At 74.7% G+C, this 18,303-nt stretch carries 14 protein-coding genes and 1 riboswitch; of the genes, 7 read left to right on the forward strand and 7 right to left on the reverse strand.

Annotated features, from left to right (window positions below; translation table 11 throughout):
- Nucleotides 1–12: 12 nt before the first annotated feature.
- Nucleotides 13–1,752, reverse strand: a complete 1,740-nt coding sequence (locus tag ACH5AR_RS07435) for a S1C family serine protease (protein WP_396300411.1) — start codon at nt 1,750–1,752, stop codon at nt 13–15.
- 219 nt (nt 1,753–1,971) lie between these two features.
- A riboswitch (TPP riboswitch) is annotated at nt 1,972–2,116 on the forward strand.
- Here ACH5AR_RS07435 and ACH5AR_RS07440 point away from each other — a divergent pair.
- The 4 genes from ACH5AR_RS07440 to ACH5AR_RS07455 all read left to right on the forward strand — a co-directional run bounded on the left by ACH5AR_RS07440 (nt 2,109) and on the right by ACH5AR_RS07455 (nt 6,363).
- Nucleotides 2,109–3,545 carry a purine-cytosine permease family protein gene (locus tag ACH5AR_RS07440; RefSeq protein ID WP_396300412.1) on the forward strand — a complete coding sequence of 479 codons (1,437 nt, stop codon included), beginning with the start codon at nt 2,109–2,111 and terminating at the stop codon, nt 3,543–3,545. Its footprint overlaps the riboswitch before it by 8 nt.
- A gap of 101 nt (nt 3,546–3,646) precedes the next feature.
- Nucleotides 3,647–4,468 (forward strand): glycerophosphodiester phosphodiesterase, encoded by an 822-nt coding sequence (locus tag ACH5AR_RS07445; RefSeq protein ID WP_396300413.1) that lies wholly within the window; start codon nt 3,647–3,649, stop codon nt 4,466–4,468.
- Between the two features lie 426 nt (nt 4,469–4,894).
- Nucleotides 4,895–5,311, forward strand: a complete 417-nt coding sequence (locus ACH5AR_RS07450) for an ATP-binding protein (protein ID WP_396300414.1) — start codon at nt 4,895–4,897, stop codon at nt 5,309–5,311.
- 68 nt (nt 5,312–5,379) lie between these two features.
- Nucleotides 5,380–6,363, forward strand: coding sequence for a DUF5926 family protein (locus ACH5AR_RS07455; RefSeq protein WP_396300415.1), 984 nt, complete (start codon nt 5,380–5,382; stop codon nt 6,361–6,363).
- A 251-nt stretch (nt 6,364–6,614) separates the two neighbouring features.
- Here the strand turns inward: ACH5AR_RS07455 and ACH5AR_RS07460 are convergent, their stop codons facing one another.
- On the reverse strand, nt 6,615–7,277 hold the full coding sequence (locus ACH5AR_RS07460) for a bifunctional DNA primase/polymerase (RefSeq protein WP_396300416.1): 663 nt from the start codon (nt 7,275–7,277) through the stop codon (nt 6,615–6,617).
- Nucleotides 7,278–7,893: 616 nt separating this feature from the next.
- Between ACH5AR_RS07460 and ACH5AR_RS07465 the strand changes: the two genes are divergently transcribed.
- Nucleotides 7,894–9,345, forward strand: a complete 1,452-nt coding sequence (locus ACH5AR_RS07465) for a PP2C family protein-serine/threonine phosphatase (protein WP_396300417.1) — start codon at nt 7,894–7,896, stop codon at nt 9,343–9,345.
- A 125-nt stretch (nt 9,346–9,470) separates the two neighbouring features.
- Nucleotides 9,471–10,970 carry an aminopeptidase P family protein gene (locus tag ACH5AR_RS07470; RefSeq protein ID WP_396300418.1) on the forward strand — a complete coding sequence of 500 codons (1,500 nt, stop codon included), beginning with the start codon at nt 9,471–9,473 and terminating at the stop codon, nt 10,968–10,970.
- Between the two features lie 72 nt (nt 10,971–11,042).
- Here ACH5AR_RS07470 and ACH5AR_RS07475 read toward each other — a convergent pair whose 3' ends face one another.
- The 3 genes from ACH5AR_RS07475 to ACH5AR_RS07485 all read right to left on the reverse strand — a co-directional run bounded on the left by ACH5AR_RS07475 (nt 11,043) and on the right by ACH5AR_RS07485 (nt 14,626).
- The gene (locus ACH5AR_RS07475; protein WP_396300419.1) at nt 11,043–12,248 is read right to left on the reverse strand and encodes a hypothetical protein; all 1,206 of its coding nucleotides are present in this window, start codon (nt 12,246–12,248) and stop codon (nt 11,043–11,045) included.
- A gap of 264 nt (nt 12,249–12,512) precedes the next feature.
- Nucleotides 12,513–13,952, reverse strand: coding sequence for a hypothetical protein (locus tag ACH5AR_RS07480; protein WP_396300420.1), 1,440 nt, complete (start codon nt 13,950–13,952; stop codon nt 12,513–12,515).
- Entirely contained in the window at nt 13,949–14,626 is a 678-nt protein-coding gene (locus ACH5AR_RS07485) for an RNA polymerase sigma factor (RefSeq protein WP_396300421.1), read from the reverse strand. The genes ACH5AR_RS07480 and ACH5AR_RS07485 overlap by 4 nt, the downstream gene beginning before the upstream one ends.
- 234 nt (nt 14,627–14,860) lie before the next feature.
- Here ACH5AR_RS07485 and ACH5AR_RS07490 point away from each other — a divergent pair, with 234 nt between their 5' ends.
- A complete protein-coding gene (locus tag ACH5AR_RS07490; RefSeq protein WP_396300422.1) occupies nt 14,861–15,991 on the forward strand; it encodes a helix-turn-helix domain-containing protein in 1,131 nt (376 codons plus the stop codon).
- Between the two features lie 32 nt (nt 15,992–16,023).
- On the opposite strand, the gene ACH5AR_RS07495 is transcribed toward ACH5AR_RS07490, so the two are convergent.
- Nucleotides 16,024–16,797 (reverse strand): MerR family transcriptional regulator, encoded by a 774-nt coding sequence (locus ACH5AR_RS07495; RefSeq protein ID WP_396300423.1) that lies wholly within the window; start codon nt 16,795–16,797, stop codon nt 16,024–16,026.
- An 80-nt stretch (nt 16,798–16,877) separates the two neighbouring features.
- Nucleotides 16,878–18,122, reverse strand: a complete 1,245-nt coding sequence (locus ACH5AR_RS07500; protein WP_396300424.1) for a hypothetical protein — start codon at nt 18,120–18,122, stop codon at nt 16,878–16,880.
- Nucleotides 18,123–18,303: the final 181 nt, after the last annotated feature.

Raw genomic sequence — 18,303 nt, forward strand, 5'->3', positions numbered from 1 at the left:
GTGCGCGCGGGGTCACGGCTGGTCGCCCTCGCGCTGGCCGAGGGTGACCTTGGTGCTGAGGGTCTGGCCGTTGCGGGTGTACTCGACGTCGACGGTCTCCCCGGGCTTGTGCGTCCAGATCCGGCTGACCAGGGCGGGGCCGTTCTCGATCGGGACGCCGCCGAGCTTGGTGATGACGTCGCCCGGCTTGAGGCCGGCCTTGTCGGCCGCGCCGCCGGGGGTGACGGCGGGCTGGCCCTGGATGTCCTTGGTCTGGATCTGCGCGCCGTCGCCCTTGTAGTCGTCGTTGCGCAGCACGTCGAGCTTGGCGTACACCGGCTTGCCGGTCTTGATCAGGGTATCCGCGACCCACTTGGCCTGGTTGATCGGGATGGCGAAGCCCAGGCCGATGCTGCCGGCCCGGCCGTTGGCGGAGGCGTTGGACTGGATCGCCGAGTTGATGCCGATCACCGCGCCGCCGGAGTCGAGCAGCGGGCCGCCGGAGTTGCCGGGGTTGATCGAGGCGTCGGTCTGCAGGGCGTTCATGTACGAGGCCTGCGAGCCGGTGTCGTCGCCGGAGGCCACCGGGCGGTCCTTGGCGCTGATGATGCCGCTGGTGACGGTGGACTCCAGGCCGTACGGCGCGCCGATCGCGACGGTGGCGTCGCCGACGTTGACCTTGTCGGAGTCGGCCAGCGGCAGCGGGGCCAGCTTGGCCTTCGGCGGGTTGTCGATCTTGATCACGGCGACGTCGTAGCCCTCGGCGTGGCCCAGCACCGAGGCGCTGTAGGCGCTGCCGTCGGCGAACTTGACGGTCAGCTTCCCGCCGCCGAGGGTCGGCGCGACGACGTGGTTGTTGGTGAGGATGTGCCCCTCGGTGTCGAAGACGAAGCCGGTGCCGGTGCCGGACTCGCCGTTGCCCTGCGCCTTGATGGTGACGACGCTGGGCAGCGCCTTCTGCGCGATGGCGGCGATCGAGCCGGGGACGGGCTCGTTCTTCTGGGTGTCGCTGGCCTGGACGGTGGTGCTGCGGTGGTCGTTCGCGGAGCTGACGCTGTCGCCGCGGTCGGCGACGGTCACGCCCACCGCTCCGCCGGCCACGCCGGCGACCAGTGCGACGGCCGCGACCAGGCCGACCAGGCCGTTGCGCCTGCGGCGCGGGCCGCCGGGGCCGCCGGCGTGGTCCGCCGGGTAGCCGAGCGGGCCCGCCGGGCCGCCGGGGTAGCCCGCACCGCCGGGGGCGGAGTCGTGGGCGGGGCCCCAGCCGCCGAGCGGCTGGCCGGCCCCGAAGGGGTGGTGGCCGGGGGCGGCGGGCGCGGCCGGGGCGGCGCCGTACCCCTCGTGCGCACCGGCGGCGGGCACGCCGTGGCTCGGGGTGGCGTACGGGTTGCCGGTCGGCGGCCCGGCCGGGGCGGCGGGCGGGGCGGGCGGCAGGACGGGCGGCGGCGCGTCGATGTAGCCGGTGGCCGGGTCCACGGCCGGCTCCGCCGCGGCGGGCGCGGCCGGCGCCTCCGGTGCGGGCACCTTGGTGAAGGCGACGGTGGGCTTGTGCCCGCCCGCGGCCGGGGCGCCCTCGGCCCCGTCGGCGGCCGGCGCCGACTCGGCGGCGGCGGCCTCGACCGCGCCCGTCTCCTGCTCCGGCACCCGCCGGAAGGCCATGGTCGGCTGGTGCCCGCCCTGAGCGGGGCCTTCGGAAACGGACTCGGCCGCTCCCCGGCCGGCGGGCTGCTCCCCCTGCGGCCCGGTGGGCCCAACCTCGCGCTCGGTGCTCACGGACGACCTCCATAGCTGGCAGAACCAAGGACCATAGTTTTTCGCACTGTCGATTCGATTGCCGTAAGGACCCCTCTGAAGAACTCATAAGAATCCTTAGCCGGCACCGACACCGGTACCGACGGCCGAGGCTCCCCTCCCCCGCCGGACGTCCCGCGATGCGGACCGCGCGCCCTCGGCCTTGGGTGTTCGACCCCGTGCCGGTTAGCCTGTCGCTCACAACTGACACGCGGGAGCTTGGACCCACCAGGCTGAGAGTGCGCATGACGACCGTACGCCACCGGGACGGCGGGCGGTCGAGGGGGCGCAGACCGCCGGAACCTGTCCGGGTAATGCCGGCGTAGGGAGTATCGGCCATGCCGCCTGCTTCGCCATCCTCTCCTTCGGGTGCGCCCTCCTCCGGGGACTCCTCCCGGTCCGCGGCCACCGCCGTCCTGGACCCCTCCAGGCGCGCCGAGCACGTGGAGGCGCCCCTGGTACTGGACACCGAGCCGCCGCGCACGCTGCGGTTCCGGGACCACTTCGCGCTCTGGATGAACCTGGGCGTCAGCCTGATCGGCTTCTCCACCGCCGCCACCGTGCTCGGCGCCCGCGGCAGCGAGCTGTCGCTGGCCGCGGCGGTCACCGCGATCACCGTCGGCACCGCGGTCGGCACCGCGATGCTCGGCGTGGCCGCGCTGATCGGCGCCCGCACCGGCGCCCCCGCGATGGCGAACCTGCGCGGGCTGTTCGGCACCCGGCTGTCGTACCTGCCGACGGTGCTGAACATCGTGCAGTGCGTCGGCTGGGGCGTGTTCGAGCTGCTGACCATCTCGGCGGGCGCGCAGACCGTGGCGCACACCAGCGGCTACCGCTGGCTGTTCGTCCTGCTCGCGGGCGCGCTGACCACCGCGCTGACCATCTGGCCGCTGGGCTCGATCGCGGTGCTGCGCCGCTTCGTGGCCGGGGCGGTCGCGGTGGCGATGGTGTACTTCACCGTCCAGCTGGGCCGCCAGGGCGTGCCGGACCCGGGCGCGGGCAACTGGCACGGCTTCCTGGGCGCGACCGACGCGATGATCGCGGTGTCGGTCTCCTTCGTCCCGCTGGCCGCCGACTACACCCGGCACTCGCGCACCCCGCGCTCGGCGTTCTGGGGCAGCTTCTCCGGCTACACGATCGCCCAGGTCTGGTGCTACGTGCTCGGCCTGATGGCGCTGCTGCGGTCGGACGGCGACCCGAACCGGATCTTCGACTCCTTCCTCGGGGTCTGGGCCGGCTGGCTGTTCCTGCTGGTGCTGGTGCTGCGCGAGACCGACCAGTCCTTCGCCAACGTGTACTCGACCGCGATGTCGGTGCAGAACTTGCTGCCGAGGGCGGACCGCCGGGTGCTCTCCGGCGCGATCGGCGCGCTGACCACCGTGCTGGCGCTGCAGATCGACGAGTTCACCGACACCTACTACGGCTTCCTCGGCCTGATCGGCTCGGTGTTCGTGCCGCTGCTGGCGGTGCTGGTGGTGGACTACTTCCTCGGCGCCGGCCGTCGCGGCTGGGACCTCTCCGCCGACGCGCCGTCGCGCTGGCTGATGCTGCTGCCGTGGGCGCTGGGCTTCGCGGTCTACCAGCTCATCGCGCCGACCGGGGTCGCGGGTTGGTGGACGGGCTTCTGGACCTCCGTCCGGGAGGCGCTGCACTTCACCCCGCAGGAGTGGACCTCCGCCTCGCTGTTCGCCTTCCTGGTGCCCGCCCTGGCCACCTGGGCGCTCACCCCGCTGGCCCGCCGCCGCGCCGCCCGGAGCCGGGCCGTCCGGAGCTGAGCCGTCCGGAGCCGGGCCGGGCCCGGCCGGGAACGAAGACGGCCCCACGGGTTGGGGCCGTCTTCGTCCGCGCTTCACCTCCGCCGCCTATCGTTGGGGCCGTGACCAGCACAGACCTGCCCCCGAGGGCGGCGCGCACGGTGCCCGCCGTCCAGGTGATCGCCCACCGCGGCTCCTCCCACGTCCTGCCCGAGCACACCCTCGCGGCCTACCGGCGCGCGCTCGACGAGGGCGCGGACGCGCTGGAGTGCGACGTGCGGGTCACCGCCGACGGCGCGCTGGTCTGCGTGCACGACCGCCGGATCGGCCGGGTCTCCGACGGCCGGGGCACCGTCTCGGCGATGACCCTCGCCCAGCTGGAGGCGTACGACTTCGGCGCCTGGAAGACCGGCCGCCCCAGCACCGACCCGGAGCTGCGCGGCGTGCTGCGGCTGGAGCGGCTGCTGGAGCTGGTGGCGGAGTGCGGCCGCCCGGTGGAGCTGGCGATCGAGACCAAGCACCCGGTGCGCTTCCGCGGCCGGGTGGAGACCGAACTGCTGCGGGCCCTGGAGCGCTTCGGGATCGGCGCGACCCCGGAGGGCGGCCGCCCGTCCGCCCGGATCATGAGCTTCTCCTCGATCGCGCTGAACCGGGTGGCCGCAGCCGCCCCGCAGTACCGGCGGGTCTTCCTGTTCGAGCGGACGCTGGTGCTCGGCCGGCTGCGCGCGGGCTCGCCGCTGCCGGGCGGGGCGCGGATCGCCGGCCCGGGCATCGAGCTGGTGCGGGCCCGTCCGCAGCTGGTGACCCGGCTGCGCGAGCTCGGGCACGAGGTGCACGTGTGGACGGTGGACGAGCCGGCCGACGTCGAGCTCTGCCTGGAGCTCGGGGTGTCCGCGATCATCACCAACCGGCCCGCGGAGGTGCTGGCGCAGCTCGGCCGGTGATCCGCCCGCGATCCGTCGGGGCCCTCGGGCGGCACCCCGCGGACGGGCTCGCTGGTCGGCGGTCAAACCTTCCTCGCACGAAATTGCCGGAATTCCGGCGTCCGAGCGACGGAGGGTGAGCACGGAATGACCTGATGTCGACCGTCGGTCGTGGCACTCGAAGCGACACTCGAAATGGGCTCGCAGGATCGTCCGGTGCTCGTTTCCGACGCATTACCAAGGGGCATCTCTCCCTCGGCATACGCTGAAGGAGGTCCGGGGGTGGCGTTGATGGTGGCGCGTGAAGTGCCGACTTCATCGACCATGGCAGTGCCGCACGGCCCAGCGAGTGTCGGGGTCGCACGGCGCCGACTGCGTCGAGATCTGGGTGACCGGCAGATACCCGAACCGGTCATCGACGATGCTGTTCTGATCCTTTCCGAACTGTTGAGCAACGCCTGCCGGTACGCCCGTCCGCTCGGCCCGCTGCCGGCCCTCGGCCGCAGCACCCGGGTCGAGGTGCTCGGACAGGTGCTGGTCGGCGTCCCCTCCGGGGCGGGCGCCGCCCCCGGCCCGAAGCCCGCCGAGGGCTCCGAGGAGCCGGACGGCGGGGTGCTGGTGCGCTGGCAGCTGCACGCCGACGGGGTGCTCACCCTGGAGGTCACGGACGGCGGGGCGGCCACCCGGCCGCTGCCCGCGAGCCCCTCGCTGACCTCGCGCGGCGGCCGCGGCCTGGGCATCGTCGACCAGCTGGCCAGCGACTGGGGCGTGCGCGACGCACCCGGCGAGGTCACGGTCTGGGCGGCGCTGCCCGCCCGGGCCCGGCACGCCCGGCGCACCGGGGGCGATGCCCGTAGCGCGTGAGCCGGGCCCGGGGGATGTGTCGTTAGGCTTCCCGGGACACAGCACCACGTTCCCGGGAGAGCCGCAGCATGGGCAAGAAGGCCGCCAAGAAGGCGCCGCAGCGCCAGTCCACCACCGCCGTCACGGGCGAGATCCCCGTGGTCGGGGCCCGCGAGGACTGCCCCTGCGGCTCGGGCCGCCGGTACAAGGCGTGCCACGGCCGGGAGGCCTCGCACGCGGTGCAGGAGCTGGTGCACCGCCCGTTCGAGGGCCTGCCGGGCGAGGCCGACTGGGTGGCCCTGCGCGAGCTGGTGCCCGCCGCGACCGTGCCGCTGACGCTGGCCGCCGGAGTGGCCGAGGGCGCGACCGGCGCCGTCCCGTCGGTGACCCTGGCCACCGTGCTGCCGCTGGCCTGGCCGGCCCTGCGCCGCCAGGACGGCTCGATCCTGCTCGGCCTCCAGACGCAGTCCGCCTCCGGCGACCTCAGCCGCGACCTCGCGGACGCCCTGGAGCTGGCCCTGGCCACCGAGCCCGGCAGCCCGGTGCCGGCCCGCCGGACCGTCCCGGGCGGGCGCCGCCTCCAGGACCTGCTGGACACCACCGCCCCGTTCGAGCCCGCCGTGCACACCGGCTTCGAGTTCTGGCTGGAGGACGCCGAGGCGGCCACCGGCGAGGTCGCCGCGTCACTGGAGCGCGCCAACGCCTCGGCCATCCCGACCGAGAAGCTCGCCGGCGTGGACGCCGCCTACTGGTGCGGCACCCCGGACAAGAACCACCTGCGCTGGGTGATGACCGTGCCCGAGGAGCAGCTGCTGGACGCGCTGGCCCGGCTGAACGCGGCCGGCGAGGCCTCGCTCGGCGCGGACACCCGGCTGGTCGGCTCGTTCCGCGCGCACGGCCTGACCGTCCCGGTCTGGGACCTCCCGCTCGGGATGACCGCCGCCGACTGCGAGAAGCCGGCCGCCGGGTTCGCCGAGCGGCTCGCCGCCGTGCTGGCCGACGGCACCCCGCTGACCGCCGAGGAGCGGCGCGCCCGGGCGAACCTGGTGAACCGTCAGGTCACTTTGAACTAAAGCGCGCAGGGATCCGCGTGATACGTGTCACATTGTCGCGGTGAACGCGCAATTTCCGGGCCTGGAGGGCGTCTTGGAAATTGGCGCGGGCGCGGATCCTTGTTACTGTCTAAAGAGTCCGGCCGCTGGTGCATCCCCCGTCGCCAGCGGTCGGATCTTTTGTTTTCCGGGGCGGCCCGGTCGAGGGCCCCGGCACCGGGCCCGGCCGAGGGCCTCGACGCGGGGCCCGCGCCCCGCCCGGCCCCGGTGCCTCAGTAGGCCGAGCGTCCGCTGTCCAGCCGGACCGTCGCCTCCACCAACTCCCCCAGCAGCGGCCCGACCTGCGGCAGCCAGACCCCGCCGCCGACGCCCGGTCGCGGCGCCAGCACCCAGCGCACCCTGCCCCAGCCTCCGGACGGCGGGACGCCGACGGCCGCACCGCCGGGCGGCAGCGGCAGGAACCCGCCGGTGCCGTGGTAGCGCAACGATCCCGGCACCCAGGGCAGTTGCGCGAGCATCTCGCCGAGCACGTCCAGCGAGTACGGGGCCACCAGCAGCGCGTAGCGGCCCGGCATGGCCAGCACCGGGCCGAGCGGCAGCCGCAGCGCGCCCAGGTAGGCCAGGGCCCGGGCGCCGGCCGCCGCGGGCAGGCTGACCGCCGAGACCGCCGAGCCGGTGGCGGTCAGCACCGGTGCGTCCGGGCTCTGCCGCTCCCACCACCAGCGCACCATCCGGGCGTCCGTGGTGGCGGCCAGCAGCGAGGGGTCGTGCGGGTGCGCGCCGGGGACGGTGCAGTCCGGGTCCCCGCAGGAGCAACGGCCGTCGCGCAGCACGGCGCCCGGCACCACGGGCCAACGGTGGTCGACGGCGGCCGCCAGGGCCGCGGCCAGCCGGGCGGAGCGCTCCTCCGACCGGTCCTTCGGGTTCTCACGCATGGCGCTCGTTCCTTTCCCTGACCGCTCGGTTCGCTCCGCTCCGCCGGCGTCCGTCGGGATCCTCCGCGCGGGCCGGCCGCGACAACGGCCCCGGGCGGCACGGAGCGGGGTGGGCGGCAGGGCGGACGGCGCGGCTTCGACGGGAAGCGGGGGGTGGAGCACGACATGAGGGGCCGCGCACCGACACGGCCCTTGGAACGAGAATCCCGTACGCGACCGGATGGACGCCGCCCGGGCGCGCTTGGTTCCACCGTACGAGTGAGAGAGTTCCGGCCGACCCGGCCCGCGGGCGGCACGGACATACGATCCGGACGGCCGCCCGGGCCGTCCTCCGGGTTCTGCCCGTTCGCGGCCCGCTCCATGCCTCCCGGCCCGACGGCGCGCGCACGGCCCCGCACGCCCCCCGACCGGGTCGCGATCGATGTGGAACCGGCCACCGCGTCGTCCTGGATCTGGACATGCCCCGAATGGCCTGTGTAGAAGTGGTGGCATTGCTGTCGATCAATGACGAGTAGTAGCGAATCGAGGCGAATCACGCCCTTTGGCCGTGCTCGCTCCACATTGGCCGTACCTGGGGGTTTCGCATGGCACGTAGCACCGCGTCAGGAGTGACGGCATGAACGAGTCCCACCCGTCGGCGGCCGTCCCGTCGGCGATGACCGCCGAGCCGGGTGAGCCCGGCTGCACAGGCGGGCTCACCGTCCTCGACCCGCCGGACCTGCCCGGCCCCGCCGACGCCCCGGACGGCGCGGCGGAGGACCGCACGGAGCCGTCCGCCGCGGTGCAGGACCGTTTGGCCGGACGCCTGTCCGATTTCACCAGCCTGCACGAGCACACCGAGCGGCTCGCCCGCGCCCGCGGCCTGGCCGCCACCCTGGACACCGTCCTCGCCTCCGGCGCCGACCTGCTCGGCGCCCGCCGCGGCATGCTCGTCACCCGCAGGCCCGGCGGCGGGCCCGGGCAGCCGGTCGGCTTCGGCCTCGACCGCGCCAGCCTCGGCGCCCTGGAGACCGTCCCGACCGAGCAGAGCCTGCTGGCCCGGCTGCTGCGCGAGCGGGACCGGCCCGCCCTGCTGCACTCCCCCGACCTCGCCGAGGACCCGGCCATCGGCGCCCGGCTGCGCGAGCTGGCCGTCCACCTCGGCCTCGGCGGCGCCTACGGCCTGCCGCTTGCCACCGCCGAGGACGGCCCGCTCGCCGCCGCCCTCTGGTTCTACGACGAGCCCGCCGGCCCCACCGACTGCCAGCGCGAACTGGCCCGCCAGTACTGCGGGATCGCCGCCCCGCTGCTCGCCAAGCAGCTGGAGGCGGACCGGATCTCGCGCACCACCGAGGCGCTGCGCCGCGGCCTGCTGCCGGACCGGCTCCCCCAGGCCCCCGGGCTGCGGCTGGCCGCCCGGCTCGTGCCCGCCGGGCTGGAGCGTTCCACCGGCAGCGACTGGTACGACGCGATCCCGCTGCCGGACGGCACCATCGGCCTCACCGTCGGCTCGGTGTCCGGCGACGGCCCCGGCGCGGGCCCCGGCTCCGCCCCGGGCGCGGCCGCCGCGATGGGCCGGGTCCGGTCCGCGCTGCGGGCGTACGCGGTGCTGGAGGGCGAGGACCCGGTCTCCGTCCTGGGGGACCTGGAGCTGCTGCTCAAGACCACCGAGCCGTCCCGCACCGCCACCGCCGTCTACGCCTGGATCGAGCCCGAGGAGCGCCGGATCACCCTGGCCGGCGCCGGGCACTGCCCGCCGGTGCTGGTCGGCCGGCAGGGCGCCGAGTTCGTGGAGACCTCGCTCTCCGCCCCGCTCGGCATGCTGGCCTGCTGGGAGGCGCCCGGCGTGGAGTTCCTCGCCGAGCGCGGCGACACCCTGCTGCTCTACACCGAGGGCCTGGCCCGCCGCTGCGGCCCGACCCTGCACGCCGGGCAGGCCAACCTGCGCCGGGCCGCCGCCGACGCCTCGCGGGACGTGCGGATCGACCCGGACCGGCTCTGCGCCCACCTGCTGTCCGTCTGCCCCGGCCCGGAGGCCGCGGGCACGGCCACCGACGACCTGATGCTGCTGGCGGCCCGCTTCGAGTGACCGTTCGGACCCGGAACGGACGGGCGGCCGGGCGTCCGTACCATGGACGCACGGCCGCCCGCGCGTGTCGCGACCCGACACCTCCCCCGAGGGGCGGCGGTACCACCCCCAAGGAGGCGTTGCACGTGACCGAGGACCGTACCCCCGCGGTGGCCGAGAACCCCGAGGCCGAGGGCGGCGACGAGGCTGAGCAGTACAAGGGCCGCAAGAACGGTCTCTACGGCGACATCTCCGACGAGCTCGCCGCCTCGATGAAGTCCGGCTGGGCCGACACCGAGCTGCACGGCCTCGCCCCCGTCGCCCAGGCCCCGTACGCCGCCGAGCGCCGCGCCAGGCTGTCCGCCGCCTTCCCCGGCGAGCGCCTGGTCGTCCCGGCCGGCAACCTGCGGGTCCGCTCCAACGACACCGACTACGCGTTCCGCGCCGCCAGCGAGTACGTCCACCTCACCGGCGACCAGACCGAGGACGCGGTGCTGGTCGGCGAGCCGACCGGCGCCGCCGGCCACGACTTCACGCTCTACCTGCTGCCCCGCTCGAACCGCGAGAACGGCGAGTTCTGGCTGGACGGCTACGGCGAGCTGTGGGTCGGCCGCCGGCACAGCCTGGCCGAGCAGGAGCAGCTGCTCGGCCTGCCTGCCCGCGACGTGCGCAAGGCCGCCGAGGAGCTGGCGGCGAAGGCCGCCGACCCGGCCGTGCCGACCCGCATCGTCCGCGGCTACGACGCCGGCCTGGAGGCCGCGCTCGCCGACGCCCTGGACGCCGACCGGGACGCCGAGTTCAAGGAGTTCCTGAGCGGCCTGCGGCTGGTCAAGGACGCGTGGGAGATCGGCGAGCTGCGTGCCGCCTGCGAGGCCACCGTCAAGGGCTTCACCGACGTGGTGCGCGAGCTGGGCCAGGCCGTCGCCACCTCGGAGCGCTGGATCGAGGGCACCTTCTGGCGCCGCGCCCGGGTCGAGGGCAACGACGTCGGCTACGGCACCATCGCCGCGGCCGGCCCGCACGCCACCACCCTGCACTGGGTGCGCAACGACGGCGACGTGCGCCCGGGCGAGCTGCTGCTGCTGGACGCGGGCGTGGAGACCGCCACCCTCTACACCGCCGACGTCACCCGCAGCCTGCCGATCGACGGCCGCTTCACCGAGCTCCAGCGCCGGATCTACGACGCCGTGTACGACGCCCAGGAGGCCGGCATCGCCGCGGTGAAGCCCGGCGCCCGGTTCCGCGACTTCCACGAGGCCTCGCAGCGCGTGCTCGCCGAGCGGCTGCTCGCCTGGGGCCTGCTGGACGCCTCGGTGTACGACGTCGAGAAGGTCCTGGAGCTCGGCCTCCAGCGCCGCTGGACCCTGCACGGCACCGGCCACATGCTCGGCCTGGACGTCCACGACTGCGCCCACTCGCGCCGCGAGGAGCACGTCGACGCGCTGCTGGTGCCCGGCATGGTGCTGACCGTGGAGCCCGGCCTGTACTTCCAGCAGGACGACCTGACCGTGCCGGAGGAGTACCGCGGCATCGGCGTCCGGATCGAGGACGACATCCTGGTCACCGCCGACGGCAACGAGAACCTCTCGGCCGGCCTGCCCCGCCGCGCCGAGGACGTCGAGGCCTGGATGGCCTCGCTCGCCTGACCGCGCCACGACGAAGGGCCCGGCCTCCCGAGCAGTGGGAGGCCGGGCCCTTCGGCTCGGGGGCGTGCGGTGTCAGCGCGCGTCGCGCAGGAGGACGGACCGCTCGACCGACTGGTGGCCGTCCGACGCCGCGCTCACCCGGATGTCCACGTCGGAGCCGTTCCCCGGGGCCTGCTTGAACGTGGCCCGGAAGGTGTACTCGACGGTGCCGCCGTCGCGGACGCCCGGCACGTTCGGATCGACCGTGACCAGGCCGCAGTCGTCCTTCAGCTCGACCGGCTTCCACACGTCGCCGATCCGGGCCTCCACCGTCACGTCGTCCGGGGTCAGCAGCGCGGAGCTGCGCACGGTCACCCGGGGGCGCAGGCCCGCGGTGCCGTCCGGCGAGGAGACCCGGAAGCTGAACGGGACCGGATCGGTGGTGATCACGCCCTTGGCCGGCGGCATCACCGAGAGCAGCCGCGGGCTGTGGCTGTCCACGACCGCGGTGTTCAGCACGGCCCTCGCCATGTCGCGGTAGTCCCGGGAGTGCGGCACGGGGGCGTCCGCCTCGATCGCGAGCCGGCCCGGACGGTTGGCCAGGGACAGCCGCATCCGGTACTCGATGGTCCGGCTCTCGCCGGCCGCCAGGGTGAAGGCCGCGTCGTCGGCGGTGCCCGCGTAGTCCATCCCGCCGCCCTGGCTGAGGTGGTCCAGCGTCTTCCAGCCGGAGGCGTCCTTGCGCTCCAGGGTTCCGTCCGCCATCGCGAGCAGGACGGTGCAGGGCGCGCCCTCGTACTGCTGGGTCGCCACCACCGGGGCCACGCTGCGGGTGCCCGTGGCGTCGTTGTTCTTCCAGGTGACGGTGAAGGGGACCAGCTCGTTCAGCCCGATCCTCCCGCCCTCGGCCAGGCCGCCGAAGGTGATGCCGATGCCGCTCGCGCCGGACGGGGCGGCGGGCTTCGGCGCGGCGGGCTCGGCGGCGGCCTTCGCGGCGGCCTTGACGTCCGTCCTGGCGACCGCGGCCGCGGGGGCCTGCCCGGCCGGGGTGCCGGCGGCCGGGGCCGCCCCGGTGGTCGGCGCGGCCTCGGTGGTCGGCGCGGCCTCGGCGGTCGCGGGGGTGGTCGGGACGGCGCCCGCGCCGGGGGTGGCCGAGGAGGTGACGGCCGGGACGGCGACAGGGGCGGAGGCGGCGACGGAGGCCCCGCCGTCGGTCGGGCCGCAGGCGGTGACACCGACGGCGGCGACGACGGCCAGCGGGATGATCTTCGCAATACGGGCGATAACGGACGCGTTCATGTAACAGTCCCCCCAAGGACACAGGTCATGGTGATGGTGATCGGGTGATCGGGCGCCTTGCTCTCGCGCCGACGAGGAGCCGGCCCGAGCCCCCCGGCTCCGCCGGCTCGCTCTCCCCGCCTCTCACCCTGACAGACGTCCATCCCGCCGGGGGGTTGCAGGCGGGTCCGAAGAATTTTCCGCGCGCCCTCCCCGGAACGCCGAAAGGCGCCGCGACCAGGGGGAGGCCCTGGTCACGGCGCCTCGAAGGCCCGTCGGGGACGGCTACTTCACGACCGTCACCGGGACGGTCACCTCGCTCAGGACGTTCAGCGGCGCGGCGCCGGTGTACGGCGTCGTCGCCTGGACGGCCACCGGCATCGTCCCGGGCCCGTCCACCGGGTCCAGGGTCATCCGGTACGTCACCTTCCTGGACTCGCCCGGGGCGAGCGCGAACCACGCGTTCTCCCGCACCATCGCGTAGTCCATCCCCCCGCCGACCGCGAGCGGGATCTCCGTCCAGCCGCCGCCGTCCTGGCGCTCCAGCTTCCCCCGGTTCACCAGGAGCACCTCGCTCGGCGGCGTGCCGGGGTACTCCTTCGTGTAGACCAGTGGCACGACCTTGTCGAAGGCCTTCGAACCGGTGTTCCGGTACGTCACCGTGAAGGTCACCGGGGTGCCGCCGTTGGACACCTTCTGCCCGGCACCGATGCCGCCGTCGACGGTGATCGCGATGTCCTTGCCGGTCTGCGCGGTCGAGGCCGGCGGCTTGTGGCCGCTCACGTCCAGGCTGTTGACGAGGGACGTCAGGCCGGACTGGTAGTCGCTCTTGAGCCCGTTCGCCACCACGAAGACCTGGTCCGACGCCATCCCCCAGAGCTGGGCGGTGAAGGTGTCACCGGGATTGCAGGTGACGTTCCACTGGGTCTTGTCGATGGCCTTGCCGCCCACCGTGGACTTGGTCCGCACGGCGGCGCCGACCGAGGAGTAGCCGCTCTCCGGGAAGTACGGCCGGCCCCAGATCGGGCAGTTCGGCTGGTGCCCCCAACCGGAGGGCGCGGCGAGGTCGTTCATCGTCGGCCACGCTCCGCCGAGGTCGGGCTCGTCCCCGACGGTGTAGGCCACCACCAGGACGCCGTACGGCTCGCACTTCGCCGCCGCCCAGCCCTGCTGCGGGTCGGTCGGCGCGCCCGGGCTCAGGACGCAGACCCGGTCGTCCCCGACCGGGACGGCCTTCCAGCCCGCCGGGACCTTAAACCTCACACCCCGAAGGGTGTACGAACTCGCCGCACTGGTCGGGGTGTTGGTGGCGGAGGCGGTGCCGGACGGGACACCGTCGGCGAGCGGGGCCCCGGTCTCCGCGTCCTGGGTGGGGGTGCCCGGGTCGGTGGGAGCGGCCGTCGGGCTGGGCTCGGCGGTCGGGTCGGGCGTCGGGCTCGGCGCGGCGGTCAGGGTGGCGGCCGGCGGCGGCACCTCGTTCTGGGCGACCGGCTCGCCGTGGAAGGTGAGCACGCCGAGCGCCATCGCGGCGGCCAGGCCGAGCGGCACCGTCACGGCGTACACCGGGCGCAGTCTGCGGACCCGGTTCTTCGGGGGAGCGGCCGGGCGCAGGCCGGCCGCGGTGACCAGGGAGGCCCGGGCCGTCATCGCCTCGCGGAGCAGCCGTTCCGTCGGGGTCTCGGCCGGACCGTCGCCGCCGGTGCGGCGGGGGAGCTTGTCGGTCATCGAACCTTCTCCAGGTGCTTTTCCAAGGCGTCCAGAGCGCGGCTGGCGGTGGACTTCACGGCACCCCGGGACAGCCCCAGGGTCTCGGCTATCTGCGCTTCCGACAGGTCGGACCAGTAGCGCAGTACCAGCACCTCGCGCTGGCGGGGAGTCAACTCCTGCAGGGCCACCAATACCCGGCGGTGCTCGTCGTTGAGCACCGCGTGGTCCTCGGCGGACGGGGCGTCGGCCACGTGCGGCGGCACGTACTCGCGGGCGGTGCGGCGTCGGCGCAGCATCGAGCGGGCGCCGTTGACCACCGAGGTGCGCAGGTAGCCGAGCGCGTTGTCGAGGTCGTCCAGCTCCTCGCCGTAGCGCTGGTAGAGCTGGGTGAAGGCGTCCTGGACGACGTCCTCGGCCAGGTCCTGGTGGTCGACCAGCAGGACCGCCATCCGGACCAGACCGAGCCGGTGGGCGTGGTACAGGTCGGTCAGCGTGGGCCGGTCCTCGGCGGACTTGCGCCCGCCGCGCAGCAGCCGGAAACCGGAGCGGCGCTGCTTCGCCTCCTGCTCGGTGGTGGCACCGTCGAGCGGCTCGCCCGCCTCCTGCGCCCCGAACAGTGCGACGACCGCTCCTCGGATGGAGAAGCCGCGCCCCCGTGCCTGCACGACGGTCGGCCCGATGGCCATGGACATCTGCGTTTCCGCTTTCCCCCGGGACGGTGACGGCGGCCGCCGCTCCGTCAGGTCACCTGATCAAGATCGTGATCGGGGGGATCTTCCCAGCCGCCCTCTGCCGGGCTCCCTCCGCCCCCGTACCAAAGGACGTGCGGCTGGCGTGAAGGTTGCAGGCGGGTTCGAAGAAAGTTCCGAAGGGGTCGGGACGGCTACACTCACCGGCATTCCGACACCCGTGAGCAGGGGGTTCGCATGGCCGAGCAGAACGTCGACGGCCCGGTCGGTGCCCGGACCGGTACGGCCCTTGGCCCGGCGGGCCTCCCCGCCGCCCGGCGGGGCCCGGTCCCCGTGGCCCTCGGCCGGCGCCCGGAGCCGGTCCACGACATCGCGGTGTACGCCTTCCCCGGGATGGCACCGTTCGAGCTCGGCGTGGTGGTCGAGGTGTTCGGGCTGGCGCGGCCCGAGCTGATCGGGCTGCTGGCGGCGCCCTGGTACGGGCTGAAGGTGTGCGCCGACCGGCCCGGGACGCCGCTGGACGCGGTGGGCGGCTTCACGCTGACCGCCCCCTACGGGCTGGACGAGCTGGCGGCGGCCGACACGGTGGTGGTTCCCGGGGTGGCGAACGCGTTCGGCGGCGCGGGGGCGCCTGCCGGTGGGCGGGCCGGGGGCGTCTCTCCCGCCCTGGTCGAGGCCCTGCGCACCGCGCACGGGCGAGGCGCCCGGATCGTGTCGATCTGCGGGGGCGCCTTCGCACTGGCCGCCGCCGGGCTGCTGGACGGCCGCGAGGCGACCACCCACTGGCGGTACGCGGAACTGCTCCAGCAGCGCTACCCGGCGGTGCGGGTCAATCCGGACGTGCTGTACGTGGACAACGGCGACGTGCTGACCAGCGCGGGCAGCGCGGCCGGCATCGACCTCTGCCTGCACCTGGTCCGCCGCGACCACGGCGCCAAGGTCGCCAACGCGGTGGCCCGCCGCTTCGTGGTGGCACCGCACCGGGACGGCGGGCAGGCCCAGTTCGTCGAGGCGGCCGTCCCCCCGGTCGAGGGCGAGGACGACGGCATAGCCCGCAGCATGCGGTGGGCCCTGGACCACCTGTCGTCCCCGCTGACCATCTCGCAGCTGGCCCGGGCCGCCCGGATGTCGGACCGCTCGTACCTGCGGCACTTCACCGCCCGCACCGGGACCAGCCCGATGCGCTGGGTCGTCACCCAGCGCATCGCGGCCGGTCTGGCGCTGCTGGAGTCGCCGGAGGGGACGGTGGAGGAGATCGCCGCGGCGGTCGGCTTCGAGAGCGCCGCGACCTTCCGGCACCACTTCGGCCGGGTGATGCGCACCTCCCCGACCGCCTACCGGCGCTCCTTCGGGCGCGGGGTGGCCTGAGGGGCCGGGTCCGGGCGCGGGTGCGGCCCGGCCTACTTCCCCTCGCGCCGGTCCGCGTTGGCCACGATGGCGTCGTGCAGCCACTGGGCCAGGCCCGGCGCGAGCTGCTCGTAGGTGTCGGTCCAGCGCTGGTCCGAGACGTACAGGCAGGCCAGGCCGCGGTGGATGGTGAAGGTGCAGTCGTAGAAGTTGCGGCAGATGTGCTGCCGGTGCTCCTCGGCGAGGTCGGTGGCGACCGTGCCGTCCGCGGGCTCGCCGGCGGCGACCGCCGCGGCCAGCCGCTCGTTGAGCTCCGCCATCTCGGCCTGGATGCGCTGCCAGTCGGCCTTGGAGTAGCCGCCGGTGCGGCGCTGCGACTCGGCCCAGGCCTCGGTGTCGCCCCAGCGCTGCTCGGCCTCCTGCTCCCACTCCTCCCGGTAGCCCTCGCCGAAGATCTCGAACTTCTCCTCCGGGGTCAGCTGAATGCCCATTCTCCGTGCCTCCATGGCGTGTTCGACGGCTGAGGCGAGTTCCTGGAGGTGACTGATCCGGTCGGTGAGCAGCCGGTGCTGCCGCCGGAGGTGCTCGGTCGGGCTGACCGAGTCGTCGTCCAGGATCGCCGCGATCTCCTCCAGGGGGAAGCCGAGTTCGCGGTAGAAGAGGATCTGCTGCAGCCGGTCGAGGTCGGCGTCCACGTACCGGCGGTAGCCGGACCTGGTCCGGCCCGCCGGGGCCAGCAGGCCGATCTCGTCGTAGTGGTGCAGGGTGCGGACGGTCACCTTGGCGATCTTCGCCACGGCGCCGACCGAGTAGCCCTCACTGGTCATCGGAGTTCCTCCCTGGTCGGCCACCACTCTCCGCTCTCACGTCGCGTGAGGGTCAAGCCGCGGACGGGACGGGCCCCGCCTCAGACCCCGGCGCCGGCCGGCACCCGCTCCCGGCGCCGCCCGCCCCGGTGGCCGGCGCCCCCGCCGGCGCCCGGCGCGCCGGGCCGCTGCCGGCGGGACCGCTGGGTGGGCCAGAACAGCACGTACGCGGCGGAGACCACCACGAAGGCCAGCCGGACGAAGCCCCGGGCCGCGTCGGACGGGAGGAAGAGCGTGCCGCCGTACAGCGCGACCAGCGCGATCCAGCTCCACCACGGGACGAGCCGCTTCTGCCCGACCGCGTCCCAGAGCAGGGTGCCGAGCAGGATCGAGGCCGTGTAGTACGTGTAGACGCTCGGGTCGAGCAGGATGCGGGCGTCCGCGCCGAGCAGCACCACGGCCGGCCAGCGGCCGCGCCAGACCGCGACGCAGCCCAGCCCGATGCCGAGCGCGAACTGGGTCGGCCGGTCCCACCAGGGGGTGGCCGGGTCGGTGACCCCGAACCAGCGCAGTGCCGAGGCGGGCTGGTTCGGGATGGTGAACTTGGCGGCCGCCATGGTGTCCAGGTTGCCCAGGTAGAACGGCAGCCAGGCGACGGCCACCAGGGCGCAGAACCAGAGCGCGGTGCGCAGCCAGGCGGGCCGGGGCAGTGCCAGCAGCAGCGGCGCGAAGGCGATCGCCCAGGGCTTGGAATCCACCGCCAGCGCCAGGAAGAGCGCGACCTGGAAGGGTTTGCCGCGGGCCAGGGCGTGGGCGGCGAGGGTCGTGAAGAACAGCGCGAGGACGTCGTCCAGGTGCGCGAAGCGGACCGAGACCTCGACCCACATGGGGATGAACGCCAGCCCGGCGATCAGCAGCCGCTGCTGGAGCCGCCGGTGGTTGGTCCCGGTGCCGAGGTAGTAGAGGGCGGCGGTGCGGCCGACCACGACCAGCATCACCAGGCCCAGGCCGGCGCTCACCGCCTCGGCGAGCAGCTGGCCGGTGTGCGGGGAGAACGGGGCGGTGAGGCGGGCCGCGGCCAGGCTCACCGGGCCGATCTGGAGCTCCGGGTGGCGGGCGTAGAGCGAGAGGCCGCCGTCGGGCTGGCCGCTGAAGAGCAGTTGCTCGCCCTGGCGCAGGTAGTGCCAGGAGAAGCCGCCGCTGGGCTCGACCAGGAAGAACCAGAGCACCGTCCAGGCGGTCAGCAGGACGTGGTGCCGCCGCAGCGGCAGTCCGGCTATCCGTCCGGTCGTCGCCTCGTAGTCGGTGGTCGTCCGCGCCGTGCGTGCCGTGCGTGCTACCCGCACCTGTCCTCTCCCCGCCGTGCCGCCCCCCTCCGGCCGGACATCCTATGTGACCGAGGAGAACCGCCCGTGGCGCCCCCCCCCCCCCCCCGCCCCCGGGGGGGGGGGGGGGCCGGGGGGGGGGCCCCGGGGGGGGGGGGGGGCCCCCGGGGGGGGCCCCCCCCCCCCCGGCCGGGCGGGGGCC

It is taken from the genome of Kitasatospora sp. NPDC018619 (assembly GCF_044391605.1).
Taxonomy (GTDB): Bacteria; Actinomycetota; Actinomycetes; order Streptomycetales; family Streptomycetaceae; genus Kitasatospora.

Excerpts from the sequence above, each read along its gene's own strand:
- ACH5AR_RS07440 (WP_396300412.1), top strand. The coding sequence starts at position 2,109 with ATGCCGCCTGCTTCGCCATCCTCTCCTTCGGGTGCGCCCTCCTCCGGG.
- ACH5AR_RS07455 (WP_396300415.1), top strand. The coding sequence starts at position 5,380 with ATGGGCAAGAAGGCCGCCAAGAAGGCGCCGCAGCGCCAGTCCACCACC.
- ACH5AR_RS07460 (WP_396300416.1), bottom strand. The coding sequence starts at position 7,277 with ATGCGTGAGAACCCGAAGGACCGGTCGGAGGAGCGCTCCGCCCGGCTG.
- ACH5AR_RS07465 (WP_396300417.1), top strand. The coding sequence starts at position 7,894 with ATGAACGAGTCCCACCCGTCGGCGGCCGTCCCGTCGGCGATGACCGCC.
- ACH5AR_RS07475 (WP_396300419.1), bottom strand. The coding sequence starts at position 12,248 with ATGAACGCGTCCGTTATCGCCCGTATTGCGAAGATCATCCCGCTGGCC.
- ACH5AR_RS07480 (WP_396300420.1), bottom strand. The coding sequence starts at position 13,952 with ATGACCGACAAGCTCCCCCGCCGCACCGGCGGCGACGGTCCGGCCGAG.
- ACH5AR_RS07485 (WP_396300421.1), bottom strand. The coding sequence starts at position 14,626 with ATGTCCATGGCCATCGGGCCGACCGTCGTGCAGGCACGGGGGCGCGGC.
- ACH5AR_RS07490 (WP_396300422.1), top strand. The coding sequence starts at position 14,861 with ATGGCCGAGCAGAACGTCGACGGCCCGGTCGGTGCCCGGACCGGTACG.
- ACH5AR_RS07495 (WP_396300423.1), bottom strand. The coding sequence starts at position 16,797 with ATGACCAGTGAGGGCTACTCGGTCGGCGCCGTGGCGAAGATCGCCAAG.